We start from the raw sequence: 15,735 nt of genomic DNA, 5'->3' as shown, positions 1-15,735 counted from the left end.
TGCTTGACCCTAATAGCTCCTTGTGACATACATGTGACCCAACGGCTACACGATTCAAAAGGGGAAAACCATGACCTACAACTTCGATCCGGATCGCTGGCTGGACAATGAGCTGGCCGCGTTGGAGCATGAACGCCGCCAAACCGAAATGACCGATGCGGAATACGAAGAGCGTCATGCTGCCCTCATGGATCGTTACTACGACATGGTCGACCGGCTGGATCGGACGTATCAGCTGCCCTCCCAGAATTGACGGATCCGTAACAAGCCCGATAGTAGCAAACGAAGTTTTCCTAGATATACCCGTACGATCGGTAGGCGCAGGTGGAAACCTCCACCGCCTCATCGGGAAGCAGTTGTCGAATCGTGTAGTTCACATCCCCTCCGGGGGGAGGGGCGGAGGACTTCTCATGGAATGTCGCCACACTTTTATGTGCGTCGGAAGACGGCACCCGATAGGTGCTTTGTGAGACGAATTTCCTGTCCCCGCCTTGCCCAGACGGATAAAGCACTCTTTCAAGCAAAGGTCAATATGGTCCCATTCCTCCCGGATGAAGCCGATGGTCTCCGTCAAGGCCCCGGCAAAGCCGAGCAACGGGCGGAGCATCGACAGGTCGCATGCAATGTTGATCCGACCTCAATTTATCAAGATCACCCTCCCATTTAAGTTTTCCACGGAAATTTCTTGACTTGTTAATTTATCAACAATAAAGAAGACAATATGGATTTTAATTTTATTAGCATACTAATAGTCCTTCTCAGCGCAGAGGTGCGCCTTGACACCTCCAGGCGACGGGGCTCTTAGTGGCGTAACCCTAAAGATAATTTTAAAAGCCGTTATCAGCCCCAAACCGCGCAGATAACGGCTTTTTCATTTTTGGATAACTTTAAAAGGTGAGAAAATGACGATTCTAAAAAACAAGGACGGCATCTGGACATTGGACAAGGACGACACTGAGATCGCTGTAAAACAAGAAATCGAAATATTTGATACGACTCTGCGTGACGGAGAACAGGGCGGCGTCACATTTAAAGGAAACTCAAAACAGAAAATAGCCGGGTATCTTGCCACGACAGGGGTCAGCACGATTGAGGTCGGTTTTCCCAGTTCCAACCTCCTTGAATTTGAAATGGTAAAAGAAATTGCGGATTCTGTTGAAGGGCCTTATATCTGCGGGCTTACAACCATGGATTTTAAAAATATCCATAAGACATGGGATGCGTTGAAAAACAATCCCAATCCAACCATCCATGTTTTTACACTCAACATTGATGAGGCCTCGATTCGGGCATATAATGCCGACCCTCAAGAGCAAATAAAAAAAGCATCCGAGGCGGTTTCCTATGCCAAGAAATTGATGGGCGGCAAGGGACGGGTTGAGTTTTCGGCCCAAAATACGATCCTTGCCTTATCTCAGTCATTACATTCTGAGCATTTGTTTTTGCAGGATTATATCGCAGGAATATACGGCGGTGCCATTAAGGAAGGGGCTGATGTGATCAACATTCCCCATACGGTCGCCAAAGGGATTGAAATCAAAATCGGGGAAGCTGTCAGGTATTTTAAAATGCTTGTTGAGGGAACCGATGATGTAATGCTCAGCTTCCATGCCCATAACGATTTCGGCGTCAGTGTAGCCGATACGCTTGAGGCCATCGAGCAGGGTATCCGGCAGGTTGAGGGCACATGGTATTCCCTCGGTGAAAGAGCGGGCAATACTCCACTTGAGCAGGTCATCATGAACCTTTCATTAAAGCCGATATACAAACGCCACTTTTTTACAGGCTTCGACCTGAGTAAAACCAATGCCGTCGCAAGGCTGGTCGAAAAGGAAAGCGGTATTCCCATACCCTATAACGCACCGGGCATCGGCCCCAATGCGCTCCGCCACGGATCAGGGGTTCATTCCGACGGTGACAAAAAAGGCAAGGCAATTGGAGAGTATATTTATCTGCCATGTACACCTGAGGATCTCGGATGGACGGGGAATACGCATCAGATTACGAAACTGACAGGGGTTGCCGGTGTCACGGCAAGACTCAGCGAACTGGGCTTCGGATTCGAGAAAAAATTTGTCAAAAAACATATCATGCCGGTAATCAAATCGAGGGACATCACATACGGAGACAAGGAACTTCGAATGATCGGTGATGATTTCAGGTATCCAGGTGAGGAATATATCCTCTTTGTCGATTATGCGTTTAACAAGTTTGCCAATTCCAGTGTCCGGCAGGCTCAGGTTGAACTGATTGTTGACGGTCAAAAACTGACCGGGGAAGCCTTCATGGGCAAGAACGGGCCGATTAACGCAGTATTTAGTGCAATCGATGATGTCATCGGGCTTGGTGTAAAAAAACCCAAGCTTGTGGTATATGAGCCGAGCAACCGTGGAAGGACCCATTCCTCCGAAGCAGAAGCATTGGTCGTTCTGAGCGGAAATGGCAAGGATATCGACTATAACCTTTCTGAACCGGTTTGGGTCGGCAGAGCAGTGGACGAAGATACCATAACTGCCTCTGCCAAATCCTATGTTCAAGCCTTGAGCCGGTTCATGGCAGATATGCAAGATAGTTAGATTGGTATAGTCATCTTTCTGCATCTGACAGGAGAGATAGATGGGAACCACCAAAACAATCGAAATAGAGAATGCGCACATGCCTCCCTTCTTCACAAAAATTCCTGTATCAATTGAAAGGGGAGAGGGTGTTTATGTTTGGGATGAGGAGGGAAACAGGTATCTCGACTTAACCGCCGGATGGGGTGTCACTTCAATAGGGCATGCGCATCCGGCTATTCAGAATGCCTTGTCGGAACAGGCCGCGCGTATTCTACAGAACCCCAATTCCGGACTGACTTATTCACCGTCACGTTCACGGCTTCTATCTCTTCTATCGAATGTCCTGCCAGCAAATCTCTCGCGGGTATTTTTTTCGAACAGCGGGGCTGAAGCCAATGACGCTGCCATTAAGCTTGCTCGAAAGGTTACTGGCCGTCGAACGGTGATAGCAACCGAAGGCAGTTTTCATGGCCGTACCATCAGTACGGCATCAGCCACGGGCCAAGCGAAACACCGCGAAAAGTACAATCCTCTCATGCCCGGCTACTTGTTTGTTTCATACAACGATCTGGATGGAATTCGGCACGCCCTCGACGGTGACGTTGCTGCTGTCATTTTGGAACCGGTTCAAGGCGAAGGGGGCGTTCGTATCCCGTCGGAAGGATATCTGGAGGATGTCTCCCGGCTTTGCAAAGCAAACGGCACGCTCCTTATCGTGGATGAGATCCAGACAGGTTTCTGCCGCACCGGGCCAATGTTCGCTATAGATGAAGCCAATCTCCAAGCAGATTTTTTGACGATGGCAAAGGGAATCGCCGGGGGGTTTCCCCTTGGCGCATTCGCTATATCCGAGGAGATATCCGATCAATTGGAGGTAGGCGATCATGGCGGCACTTACTGTGGCAACCCCCTTGCGTGTGCTGTCGCCTATGCGGTTATCCGGTATCTGGTTGATAACAATATCAGCGCTCATGTTGCAAAACTGGGGCAATCGGCACTTGATGAAATGTCTCGTTGGCGTGAAGATTATTCCGGCGTTGTCACAGAAGTCAGAGGGAAGGGCCTCCTGCTGATAGTGGAATTCAGTGATGAAGCGACAGCCGCCAGAGTTACGGATGAGTGCTTAGGCGATTTCTGTCAAAGAATATACCCGCCTGCTTGTCTTTTCATCCGTCTTCTACGTTGGGCTTTTCCACACATAGCCCCACTATGCGTAAAAAAGCCCGCCTTGAATACGAATGAAAATCCTGCGCATTCTGGTATATTCTTTTCCGCCAATCGCCTTATCCCGGAGACTTTTCGTTCGACAAACCCATGGGAATGGCATCCGCGTATTTCCGGCATTGAACATTGAACAGAGGCAACTGCTGGACGGGCTTGCCACGTTCCGGCAGGCAATCGAAATCACGGCTCATGAAAAGCAATAGGCGGTTTTTTTCACGCTGTAAGCGCTCCGGATCGCCGCTTCGGCAATTCTGAAAAATGGGGAACGTCTGAGGACTGTAAATGAATATTGGTTGGATTCTGCTGCAGGTGCTGGCCCTGTTTATGGCCCTGACCTTTCACGAGTTTGCCCACGGATGGGTGGCGCGGCGGTTGGGCGACCGCACGGCCGAGTCCCGGGGGCGCCTGACCCTGAACCCCAAGGCTCATATCGATCCGTTCGGCACCATCCTGGTGCCGGCCATGCTGATCCTGATGCATTCGCCGGTGGTCTTCGGCTGGGCCAAACCGGTGCCCATCGATCCGCGTAATTTCAAGGACCCCCGCCGGGGCATGATGTGGTCTGCCCTGGGCGGCCCGGTAATCAACCTTTTTTTGGCCGCCGTCTTCGCCATTCTTTTCAAGGCCCTGCTGACGGCCGGCATCATCGTCCAGGGGCTCCTGATGTTCATGCTGATCGCCATCCAGCTCAATGTGTTCCTGGCCGTCTTCAACCTGATTCCGATTCCGCCGCTGGACGGCGGCCGGGTGCTGGTCGGGCTGCTGCCGCCCCGGCAGGCCATGGCTTTAAGCCGTGTCGAACCTTACGGCTTCATGATTGTACTGGCCCTGATGTACTTCAATGTGCTGGACCGCTTTCTCTTCTACCCCATCCAGATCGTGCTGCAACTGCTTGGCATCGGGTGAAAGCTTTTTCGAACGATTTTTTGAGCGTCGGCACATATCTGCGATCAACCCCATTTTTATTGCTGATACGCATCGGCATACGCTGTGATAAGGAGTGTGTCTTTATGGTTGTATCATCTCATCCCAGATGATTAATTTTCATAACGATTATCAATACTTATATTTTGTTTGGCTACTCTTTTGGCAATTGTGTTTACGGTTTTTTTCAGCGCATCGATCTTGTTCAGATTGAACAAATCATCATCAACATAAATTACCGTATTTTCTGGTTTGCCATTCATCCGTTTAATCATCCCCCTACCGATCAGCTTATCTACGTCGGCAGCCCTCGGTGGCATCGGCCATCTTATGGGCCGGAACATTGATTTCATTGGCTATAGCGCTTAAGATAATGTTTTTGGCAAGGCCGGAGGGAGGAAGTCGTATGGTAATACTGCGACGACCGATAACGCAGCCCAAAAACATTATCTTGAATGCTATACAAGGAAGAATCCTTCCGGCTTCTCCGGCTCGGGCCGCTTCGATGTCTGCTCCTTCCAGTTTCTTTGCCGATACCGCATTACGCGACATGGGCCCCTTAAATCCCATTATTGGCAGTATACTGATTTCATTTAGAAGAAAAAAATGAGCCGGTAACGGTGGATAGAGGCAAGATCGCGGGATTGGCCAGAAATTGGTGCGTGCTGTGCGTTATCTGCCAATTATTCCCCATGTTGCAACATTGGGGGTTACGCCCGCGATAAAGATATTTTTCTTATTGCCGAATAAGCTAACCATGAACGACAGCCTTGGAAATATTCTAGTTATCGATGACGACCCGGCCATCCACCGGATGATCGGTCGGATTTTCCGGCACAAGCCCCTTGCCTTTGAGTCGGTCCATGGCGGCGCCCAGGCCCTTTTAAAACTCCAATCGATAACGCCGGACCTGATTCTGCTGGATCTGTCCATGCCGGGAATGGACGGATTCGAAGTGGCTGAACGGATCAGGGATGACTTCAAGCTACTGCACATTCCGGTCATCATCCTCACCGGGATGGACGGGACGGATATTCTTTCCCGTGCCCTTGGTGAATGCGCAGACGACTTTATTTCCAAAACTGCCGATCCATCTGAAATTATTGCCCGGGTATCGTACCACCTGAAACGGAAGCAGGCCCTTGACCAGTTGCACGATGAAAAAGTCAACCTGAACCACATGGTCTCGCTCAAATCCAGCCAGCTGGCCCTGGCCCTGGAAAAGCTCAAAGACGCTTCCCTGGAGGTCATCTGGCGGCTCACGTCCGCCTCCGAATACCGTGATAACGAAACCGGCGCCCATATTCAACGCATGAGCCACTATGCCGCCATCATCGCCAGCCAGATGGGGCTGAAAAAGAAAACCGTAGACGCAATTCTCTATGCCGCCCCTATGCATGACATCGGAAAGATCGGCATTCCGGACCGGATCCTGCTAAAGCCGGGCAAATTCGATGATGCCGAATGGGAAATCATGAAAACCCACACCCAGATCGGTGCCGATATCCTGAAAGGCTCGGCTATCGGCTTTGTCCGCATGGGGGAAATCATCGCTCTGACGCACCACGAACGCTGGGACGGTAGTGGTTACCCCCTTGGGCTGAAAGAGAAAAATATCCCGATGGTGAGCCGTATTGTTGCCATCGCCGACGTCTTTGACGCACTGACCTCCGAACGGCCATACAAAAAAACATTTTCAGTGGAAACCGCCACCCGGATCATCAACGAAAGCAGCGGTACGCATTTCGATCCCACGGTAGTCAACGCATTCTTCGCGTCCCTGGACAAACTGCTGGCGGTCAGAAATAAACTGGGTAAGGGATAACCCGCCATTCAGATCAAAAAAAACAATCGGGTGTATGGGTGCCGATCGGAAAGAATAAACTAAAGAAACGCTTCTCTATTCCGATATCTCCAGAAGAATAACCGCGAACCAAGGGGAGCCCGATGGCGGATAGCGATACTGCAACAGATGACAAGCCGACAGCCGATCTTCTGATCGTTGACAATGCGTTTCAGGTTAGAAACATCCTGGTTCGCTACCTGGAAGAGGCGGGCTACCGCTGCATTACGGCGGCAAGTGTGGACGAGGCCAAAGCCCTGCTTGCCACAAGGCCCGTTGATATGATCCTGAGCGATATCGACATGCCCGGGGTTTCCGGTATCGAGTTGTTCCGTTATGCGGCGACAGCCTGTCCGGACACACCGATCATCGTGGTTTCCGTCATTGACACCCCCCAGAAAGCCAAAGAAGTGTTGGAATTCGGGGTCTACGGCTATATCGTCAAGCCATTCACCCGCAATATCGTCCTGATCACTATCGAAAACGCCTTGCGCCGGAAGCAATTGGAAGCGGAAAAAGGGAAGTATCTTCGGCATTTGGAAGAACAGGTCCGCCAACGCACCGAAAATCTTAGTAGCCAATTGTTATTTCATCAAAATATTATCAATTCGATTCCCATTCCGATTTTTTACAAAGACCATCATGGGCGATACCAGGGCTGCAATACCGCCTTTGAATCGATCGTCGGGCAGGACCGGGAGTCGATTCTCGGCAAAACGGTTACCGAAATCGCCTTCAGGCTGCCTGCCGATTTTGTTCAGGACATGGATCGACGCGTCATCGAGGAACCGTGCAGGCTCAGTTACGAGGCGGCTATCGACGACAATGAGGGTTACCCGCGCCATGTTATTTTCAACAAGGCGCGCTATCCTGACGTCAACGGCGAAATTGCCGGGGTTGTCGGGGTAATGACAGACATCACCGAGTGCAGGCAAATCGAGGCGGAACTGCGCGTTTCGGAAGAGAAATTTCGCCAGATTGTCGAAAACATCGGCATCGGCGTGGCGGTGCTCGGCCAAAAAATGGATGTCCTGTGGATGAACTCCCGGATGAGCGAATGGTTTGCCGAGGCCAGGGCCGGAGAGGGGATGGTATGCTACCATTCTTTTATCAAACCGCCCCGCGATGCTCCGTGCTCCCGCTGTCCCACCGTTCGGGCGCTGAAGGAGGGTGTCCGGTGCGAAGCGACCTTTGGTGAAGCGCTGGCCGTTCGTAAACGCCAGTTCAGGATCATTGCATCACCCATCCACGATAAGGATGACCGGGTTGTCGCAGCGATCGAACTGGTGGAGGACATTACTGAAAAAACAGCCATCGAAAGGGATCGTCAGCAGGCACAAAAACTGGAGTCGATCGGCCAGCTGGCGGCCGGCATCGCCCATGAAATCAATACGCCCACTCAGTACATCGGAGACAATACCCGCTTTATCCAGGAAGCCACCGATGACCTGATGGGAGTGCTTTCCGCCTGCACGGATCTCTTGGCTGCCGTCAAGGCCGGCGCGCCAACCCGAAGGGTTGTACAGGCACTGGAACAGCGGATCGAAGCCGCCGATCTCGACTACCTGCGGACCGAAATGCCGCTTGCCATCGAGCAAACCCTCGAGGGAATCACGCGGGTCAGTGATATCGTCACCTCCATGCGCCGTTTCTCCCATCCGGGATCGGATCGGAAATCCCCGGTCGACCTGAATGAGGCCCTGGAATCCACCGTCACCGTGGCCCGTAACGAATGGAAATACGTCGCCGATCTGGAGGTCGATCTCGATCCGGAATTACCCCCGGTGCGATGCCTTCCCGGCGAAATGAATCAGGTGTTCTTGAATCTCCTGATCAATGCCGCCCAGGCCATTTATGATGCCACCGATAACGGAAAAACCGGTAAAGGACGGATACGGATCAGTACCCGCGGCAATGGCAAGACCGTGCAGATCTGCGTTGCCGACAACGGCGGCGGCATCCCCGAATCGATCCGGGAGCGGGTGTTCGACCCGTTTTTTACGACCAAAGCCGTGGGCCGGGGGACCGGCCAGGGATTGGCCATCGCCCACGCCGTGATCACCGAAAAACATGGTGGAACCATCCATTTCGAAAGCCGAGAAGGCGGGGGAACCGTCTTCATTATCGACTTGCCCATCGGGCCGACCGATCGGCAAGGTAAATTTGGCCAAACTGATTCAGGAGTGTCATCATGAAAGTCATGCTCGTCGAAGATGACCCGGTATCCCTGGCTTTGCTGAAGAAAGCCCTGGGAAAATCCGACCCCAACGTCATTACCGCCAGAAACGGTGCCGAGGCGTGGGAGCGTTTCACCTCCGAGCAGCCCCGGGTTGTCATCAGTGACTGGATGCTGCCGAGCATGAGCGGCATCGAATTGTGCCGGAAAATCAGGGCGGAAAAAACAAAGGGGTACACCTACATCATCATCATGACCGCCAAGGACCAAAAGGAGGATGTACTGGCCGCCTTCGACGCCGGGGCGGACGACTATGTGGCCAAGCCTTATGATATTCGCGAGATGAACGCTCGGGCCAACACGGGCAAACGAATTATCCAACTCGAGGATACTCATCAGGCGCTCCAGCAGAAACTGATCATCAGCCGGACGAAGGTCCGGACCGTCTTTGATGCGCTGCCCGAGGAGATCATCAGCGTGGACAGAAAAATCAGGCTGGATTCCATCAACAAGGCAGCCCTGAAAATCATGAAGGGCAGTTACTCCGAAATCATCGGCAAGCCATGTTGCCAGCTTCTCGAAGAATCCGAATCCGATTTCTACGAAAACACCATCAAACAGATGGTCCAGGATGGATTCAAAACGCGAAAGACCAGCACGACTCTCGATCGCTACAAGGATGCCAACAGCCAGGAGATCATCAAGGAGCGCACAATCATTCCGGTGACCCGTGAGGATGGTGCGGTTCAGACCGTCACCATCGTTTCCCGCGACATCACCGAGGCGCACCAGCACAGCGAGGAGATCCGTGCCCTGAATCAGAAATTGAAGAAAATATCCAGCGAGCTGATCAAGAAAAATCTGACTCTGGAAAGCACACTCAAAAATCTCGAAAGAACCCAGGCTCAGATGGCGCAATCGGAAAAGATGGCTTCCATCGGCCAACTCGCCGCCGGAGTGGCTCATGAAATCAACAATCCCACCGGCTTCGTGAGCAGCAATCTTAAGACCCTCGGCGACTATCAGACGGATATGAACCGGCTCATTGAGGAGTACCAGTCTCTCAAAACGGGGTTGAAGACCCTTCCCTTCGGCAGCCTTCCGGAAAGCATAAGCGCAATGATCGCCAAGTTGGAGGCCACGGAAACGGAGATCGACATCGAATTTATTCAGGACGATGTCAACGAATTGATCGACGACTGCCGTGAGGGCACCGAACGGATCAAGAAAATCGTCGAGGACTTGAAGCATTTTGCCCACCCGGGCGAAGACAGAATGACCGAAACGGACATCAATAAGGGATTGGAATCCACCTTGAACGTGGTCTACAATGAGATCAAGTACAAAGCGACCGTCGTCAAGGAATTCGACGATGTTCCGGTGGTCTATGGGTTCCCCCAGCAGCTCAACCAGGTATTCATGAATATTCTCGTCAACGCGGCCCAGGCCATTGAAAAGTCCGGCCGGATCACCATCAAAACCGGTCAGGTCGACCAGATGGTCGAAGTCCGTATCAGCGATACCGGATGCGGCATCGACGCGACACACCTGCCCCGGATATTCGATCCGTTCTTCACCACCAAGGACGTGGGCAAAGGAACCGGCCTGGGAATGAACATCGCCTATAACATCATTAAAAAACACAACGGTGACATCCGGGTGGAAAGCGCCAAAGGCAAGGGAACCACATTTATTATCCGGCTGCCCATATACAATGAACCTGGAGATGCCGGCACCCCCGACGGCGGTGTCGCCACCTCCGCCTGAGATGGGCCCAAGAGGGAAAAAGCAGAACACAATGGAACATAAAATGGTTCACACCCTTCTGCTGGTGGATGACGAAGCCTCGATTTTAAAGAGCCTGAAACGTCTATTCCGCAGAGAAGGGCATAATCTCCTGACCGCCGGAAGTGGCGTCGAGGCCCTGGACCTTCTTAAGCAGCCCCAAGAGGCCCCCATATCGTTGATCATTTCGGATCAGCGCATGCCGGGAATGAATGGGGCCACCTTTCTAGAGCAGTCTATCGAATTTTGCCCCGACGCCGTCCGCTTCCTGCTCACCGGTTATGCGGACATGGATGCCGTGGTGAATGCGGTCAACAAAGGGAAAATCCACCGTTACCTGACCAAGCCGTGGAACGATTCGGAAATCCTCACCCTGGCCCGCGAGGCGCTCGCCCAGGTCGAACTGCGGCGGGAAAACGTCCGCCTGACGAAGCTGACGCAGCGACAGAATGCGGAATTGGCCGATCTGAACAAGAGCCTGGAGACCAAAGTCAACGAACGCACCTGGGCGCTCAAATATCAGAACAAGATGCTCAAATCCCTGAACAACAGCCTGGAAAAGAGCCTCAAACAGGTCGTTCGGCTGCTGCTTTCCCTAGTGGAATCGAGCAATCCCGGTCTGGGCCATTACATGCGCGAAGTGGCCCAGCTGGCCCGAAAGATCGCCGTGATCGCCGGGCTGGAAGAGACCGAGCAGGACCGCGTGGAAATGGCCGGATTGGTCCATGACATCGGTCTCTTGGGCATGGCCGACAACATTGTCCGAAAGGATGAACGGGCCATGAACGAAACCGAATTCGAGGCCTACCGCCAGCACCCGGCCATTGCCGCCCTTACGCTATCCTCGGTGGAAGGATTCGAGGATGTCGGCCAGATCATCCTCAACCACCATGAAAATGTCGACGGCTCCGGGTTCCCCGAAAAACGCGAGGGTAACGACATCCCGGTGGGGGCGCGGATTCTTGCCGTGGCCGCGGATTATTGCACGATACTCCACCTGTGGCCCAATGAGATCAATGCGTTGATGGCCTCGGCGCGCCGTTACCTTTCAAAAGCGATCATCGACGATCTCGAGTTCAGCCGGGACGATAATTTGCGTCGATCGATCGCGGAGAGAGTCATCCTCGAGAACAGTGATATCAGATACGATGCAGGCATGGTGCGGCACTTCCTGCGCTGCATCGGCAGCCACAGTGTCTCGTCAACGGTCAGCCATCTGCCATTCGACCGGTTGCAGGCAGGCATGACCCTGCACAACGATCTTCGCCTCGAAGACGGCCGCCTGCTGCTTACCCGGGGAACCGTTCTCAGCGATAGCAGCCTCTCCAGCATCCAGGAATTCGGTCGCCGCGGGTTGATCGGCCAAGCCATCAACGTTTCCCTGCCGATAGACGAGGGCCAATTGGAGCACGACACCCCATGAACCGACAACAGATGATAAAAACCGTGGAGTCGCTCAACAATCTGCCCACCCTGCCCATGGTCGCCATGGAGATGAACCGAATGCTACAGGATATCGAGACGCCCATCGAACGCCTGGTGGTCGTCCTGGAGCGGGATCAGGCAACGGTGGTGAAGATCCTGCGTCTGGTCAACTCATCTTTCTTCGGTTTTAGAAACCGCGTCACCAACCTGCGCCATGCCGTCACCCTGCTGGGCTACGGCACCGTACAGAATGCTGTGGTTACGGTGAGTGTCATCGACACCCTCAAATTGAAAAACGAACTGAAGGGGTTCAATATTTCCGGTTTTTGGTCCCATGCCATCGGCGTGGCGGTCATGTGCCGCCACCTGGCCGAGTGCACCCGACTGGCACCGGCCGAGGAGGCGTTTACTGCCGGGCTGCTCCACGACATCGGCAAGGTGGTGCTGATCAATGTCTTTCCCGATCTTTTCAAGCGCATCATGGAGGAGATCAAGGCGAACCGGACGACCTTCTACATGGCAGAACGGCAACTCGGCAGCTGGCCGCATACACGGATCGGCAGCCATCTCGCCCGTCGTTGGATGCTGCCGGAAACACTGGAAAAATCGATCCAATATCATCACGGTACAACCGGGCCGGCAGAAACCCTGTCCATGGTCAGCCTGGTAAGGGTGGCCGATACCCTGGTCAACATCATGGACGACCGGGCGGGTTACCGGCTGGATGCCGACACCCTGCCCGCGGCCATCAGGGACCCCATGGTGAACGCACTTAAAAACTCTGCGGATTGGTTTCCGGCGGTAAAGGAAGAGATGGCCACCGCCACCGACTTTTTCAAACAAGGGTAACAACATGGAATCCATTCAACACACCGTCCTTTGTGTCGACGACGAACCAAATATTCTCAACGCCCTGAAACGCCTCCTGCGCAAGGAGGAGTACCGGCTGCTGACCGGTAGCAGTGGCAGGCAAGGACTTGAGATTCTCTCTGCAAACGAAGTTCACATCGTCATTTCGGATCAGCGCATGCCCGAAATGAACGGAACGGAGTTTCTCAAAGAGGTGCGTGCAGGCTACCCGGATATCCTGCGCATCATTCTGACCGGATACACGGATGTGGACACCATCACCGAGGCCATCAACGAGGGCCACATCTACAAGTTCTTTCTCAAGCCCTGGAATGACCAAAATCTGAAACTGGAAATCCGCCAGGCACTGGAGCAGTATGATCTCATCCAGGCCAACAAGGGCCTCAACGAGCAGCTCCACGCACAGAACGAGGCGCTGAAAAAAATGAACGAAAACCTGGAAACCATCGTCCAGGAGCGGACCCACTCGCTCAAGATCCAGAACCAGGCACTGCAGGTTTCCCATGCCATCCTGGAGGATCTACCGCTTCCCATCCTGGGCATCAGCTCCGAAATGCTGGTGGTCATGGTCAACAAGGCGGCCCGGCAGCAGATGGGTGAGGGACAATACCCCGGAGTAGGCAGCAATATCGGAGAAAGTTTCGAAGAAAGCGTCGAGGAAAACCTGTCCACTTGTCTCGACACCCTTGAGAAAAACCATGTTTCGGCCCGCAACCGGAATGGACGTTCCTTCGAACTGGAAATGATCCCCCTGACGGGCCACTATAAAGGGCAAGGGGTAATCATGACACTGACACCCATGGTCGAATGACCGCGATAAAGGATCCTTGCCATGGCGGAATTCAAGCCGGAAAGCGGAAAATTGATCGTCAAGGTTGTTTATTACGGGCCGGCCCTGAGCGGCAAAACCACCAATCTGATGCGCCTGCATGACATGATGGAGACAGATCGTTGCGGTGAGCTGATGAGCTTCGAAACCAAGGGCGACCGGACCCTCTTTTTCGACCTGTTGCCCCTTCTGATCCGCTCGGAAAAAGGGTTCACGGTTAAATTCAAATTGTTCACCGTCCCCGGTCAGGTGGCCCATGACGCCACCCGCAAGGCCGTGCTTTCTCGCGCAGACGGAGTGGTCTTCGTTGCCGACTCCCAAAACAGCCAGGCGGTAAGCAATTTCGAAAGCTTTGACAACCTCGAAAAAAACGCCGCCCGCGTGGGGCTGGATTTCGAGCGCCTGCCGCTGGTGGTGCAGTTCAACAAAAGGGATCTGCCCGATATCCTCAGCGAGGCGGACATCCTCCGGCGCTGGGCACCCACGGGTCTGCCGGTGACCTTCAGTTCGGCGTTGGTCGGCGATGGCGTCCGGGAAACCTTCATTCGGCTGTTGGACGCCACCTATATTTGCCTGGACCGACGTTACCAGCTCAACAGCCGCCATGGCATCCGGCCGGACCACTTCGCCGCCGCGGTGCCCAAAGCAGGGATTTCATGAATCCGACCGACGAGCGTATCGATATTGATGAATTCGACCGTGAGTACAGCCTGGCCGAGCTGTTTCCGCTCTCCCGGGCCCGGGAACTGCTCACCGAAATCGACGGTCGGACCCAGGCAATCATTTTGCATCCCGACGGACGCGTCCACTACGGCGCCAATGATACGGAGATGGAGGATTACGCATCCTTTTTGCAGCAACACCCGTCCTGGCCGGATGCAGCATGGGTCGACGACCGGCACCGCCGGCATCTGCGGTTCGATCTGATCCATCAAATGGAAATCATCGGCATCCTGATCCTGATCGTACCAAAGGAAAATATGGACAGCATGGATCGGCTGCTGCACCTGGGTCGTTTCACCGCCGGCTTTGTCAACCGCATGATCGATCTCAACCACCGCAACCACATGACCGCCGGGCTGCATGGACAGGTGGTCAGCGAGTCTTACACCCAACTCAGGAAAAAAGCGGACCAATTGGCCCGCTCCGAGGAGCGGTACCGGCGGCTGGCCGAAAGCCTTGAAGTCGAGGTCGAGAAAAAAACCCGCGAGGTCCGCGAAACCCAGATGGCCTTGCTGCAACAGGAGAAAATGGCTGCCATCGGTCAACTGGCGGCGGGGATGGCCCATGAAATCAACAACCCCATGGGATTCATCATCAGCAACCTGAACACACTCAGGGAAAGTACCGATGAGCTGTCTCGCTTAATTGTCCATTATCGCAACCTGACCGATCTTCTGGAAAAACCCGCCGGAGAAGCCCGGGCCGTCTCACAGATTCGGGAGCAAATGGCATCCATCGACCGGCTGATCCATGAGATGGATCTCGATTTTGTCATTAAAGATACCCAGAGCCTTATCGAAGAGTCCCTGGATGGGGCCAAGCGGGTCAAGATCATCGTCGAAAATCTGCGGGATTTTACCCATCCCAGTGTCGACACCATCGAGAACGTCAACCTTAACGATTGTCTGGACATCACCCTGGCCATGCTTTCCAGCCACAGGTCGCCCGACGTCACGGTTCTCCGGCATTACGGAGACATTCCGGAGATTGCCTGCCATTTGCGGGAAATCAACCAGGTCCTTTTCAACATCCTGAAAAATGCATTTCAGGCTGTGGGCAACCAAGGGGAAATCGTTCTTGACTCCAAAAAAGAAGCGGATCGTGTCATGATCCGGATCAGCGATACGGGGGTCGGTATCCCGGCCTCCGATCTGGGAACTATTTTCGATCCTTTTTTTACTACCCGGGAGGTGGGCGAGGGAACCGGCCTGGGCCTGTTCCACGCTTACAACACCATCAAGGCGCTGGGCGGCACACTGACGGCGGAAAGCCAGGTTGGGCACGGCAGCGCCTTTACCATACGCATTCCGCTGACCGGCAGCGACCCGGCGGAGGACGACGGCAAAACATCTGAAACCACCAAAGACATCTGAAAGCC

13 protein-coding genes are annotated in these 15,735 nt (G+C 53.5%); 12 read left to right on the top strand and 1 reads right to left on the bottom strand.

Annotated features, from left to right (window positions below; genetic code table 11):
* The first annotated feature begins 70 nt into the window (after positions 1–70).
* The 4 genes from GN112_RS24340 (at position 71) to GN112_RS24325 (ending at position 4,688) form a co-directional block, all read left to right on the top strand.
* The gene (locus tag GN112_RS24340) at positions 71–253 is read left to right on the top strand and encodes a hypothetical protein (RefSeq protein ID WP_155312565.1); all 183 of its coding nucleotides are present in this window, start codon (positions 71–73) and stop codon (positions 251–253) included.
* A 649-nt stretch (positions 254–902) separates the two neighbouring features.
* Positions 903–2,576, top strand: coding sequence for a hydroxymethylglutaryl-CoA lyase-like TIM-barrel protein (locus GN112_RS24335; protein ID WP_155312564.1), 1,674 nt, complete (start codon positions 903–905; stop codon positions 2,574–2,576).
* Positions 2,577–2,616: 40 nt separating this feature from the next.
* Positions 2,617–3,912 carry an aspartate aminotransferase family protein gene (locus tag GN112_RS24330; RefSeq protein WP_197743387.1) on the top strand — a complete coding sequence of 432 codons (1,296 nt, stop codon included), beginning with the start codon at positions 2,617–2,619 and terminating at the stop codon, positions 3,910–3,912.
* 152 nt (positions 3,913–4,064) lie between these two features.
* Positions 4,065–4,688, top strand: a complete 624-nt coding sequence (locus tag GN112_RS24325) for a site-2 protease family protein (RefSeq protein ID WP_155312563.1) — start codon at positions 4,065–4,067, stop codon at positions 4,686–4,688.
* Between the two features lie 131 nt (positions 4,689–4,819).
* On the opposite strand, the gene GN112_RS24320 is transcribed toward GN112_RS24325, so the two are convergent.
* Positions 4,820–5,026: a hypothetical protein gene (locus GN112_RS24320; RefSeq protein ID WP_155312562.1), complete on the bottom strand. Its 207-nt coding sequence runs from the start codon at positions 5,024–5,026 to the stop codon at positions 4,820–4,822.
* 437 nt (positions 5,027–5,463) lie between these two features.
* Between GN112_RS24320 and GN112_RS24315 the strand changes: the two genes are divergently transcribed.
* The 8 genes from GN112_RS24315 to GN112_RS24280 all read left to right on the top strand — a co-directional run bounded on the left by GN112_RS24315 (position 5,464) and on the right by GN112_RS24280 (position 15,730).
* On the top strand, positions 5,464–6,531 hold the full coding sequence (locus GN112_RS24315) for an HD-GYP domain-containing protein (protein WP_155312561.1): 1,068 nt from the start codon (positions 5,464–5,466) through the stop codon (positions 6,529–6,531).
* A gap of 122 nt (positions 6,532–6,653) precedes the next feature.
* On the top strand, positions 6,654–8,744 hold the full coding sequence (locus GN112_RS24310) for a PAS domain-containing protein (RefSeq protein ID WP_155312560.1): 2,091 nt from the start codon (positions 6,654–6,656) through the stop codon (positions 8,742–8,744).
* A complete protein-coding gene (locus GN112_RS24305; RefSeq protein ID WP_155312559.1) occupies positions 8,741–10,492 on the top strand; it encodes a response regulator in 1,752 nt (583 codons plus the stop codon). The genes GN112_RS24310 and GN112_RS24305 overlap by 4 nt, the downstream gene beginning before the upstream one ends.
* Before the next feature lie 31 nt (positions 10,493–10,523).
* Positions 10,524–11,933 (top strand): HD domain-containing phosphohydrolase, encoded by a 1,410-nt coding sequence (locus GN112_RS24300; protein WP_162459098.1) that lies wholly within the window; start codon positions 10,524–10,526, stop codon positions 11,931–11,933.
* Positions 11,930–12,784, top strand: coding sequence for an HDOD domain-containing protein (locus tag GN112_RS24295; RefSeq protein ID WP_155312557.1), 855 nt, complete (start codon positions 11,930–11,932; stop codon positions 12,782–12,784). The genes GN112_RS24300 and GN112_RS24295 overlap by 4 nt, the downstream gene beginning before the upstream one ends.
* 4 nt (positions 12,785–12,788) lie before the next feature.
* Positions 12,789–13,616 (top strand): response regulator, encoded by an 828-nt coding sequence (locus GN112_RS24290; RefSeq protein ID WP_155312556.1) that lies wholly within the window; start codon positions 12,789–12,791, stop codon positions 13,614–13,616.
* A 21-nt stretch (positions 13,617–13,637) separates the two neighbouring features.
* Entirely contained in the window at positions 13,638–14,294 is a 657-nt protein-coding gene (locus GN112_RS24285) for a GTP-binding protein (RefSeq protein WP_155312555.1), read from the top strand.
* Positions 14,291–15,730, top strand: a complete 1,440-nt coding sequence (locus GN112_RS24280) for an ATP-binding protein (RefSeq protein WP_155312554.1) — start codon at positions 14,291–14,293, stop codon at positions 15,728–15,730. Before GN112_RS24285 ends, GN112_RS24280 begins: the two co-directional genes overlap by 4 nt.
* Positions 15,731–15,735: the final 5 nt, after the last annotated feature.

The sequence above is a fragment of the Desulfosarcina ovata subsp. ovata genome (genome assembly GCF_009689005.1).
GTDB lineage: Bacteria > Desulfobacterota > Desulfobacteria > Desulfobacterales > Desulfosarcinaceae > Desulfosarcina > Desulfosarcina ovata.
The sequence above is the reverse complement of the archived record's forward strand: the minus strand, read 5'-3'. Positions and strand labels throughout refer to the sequence as shown.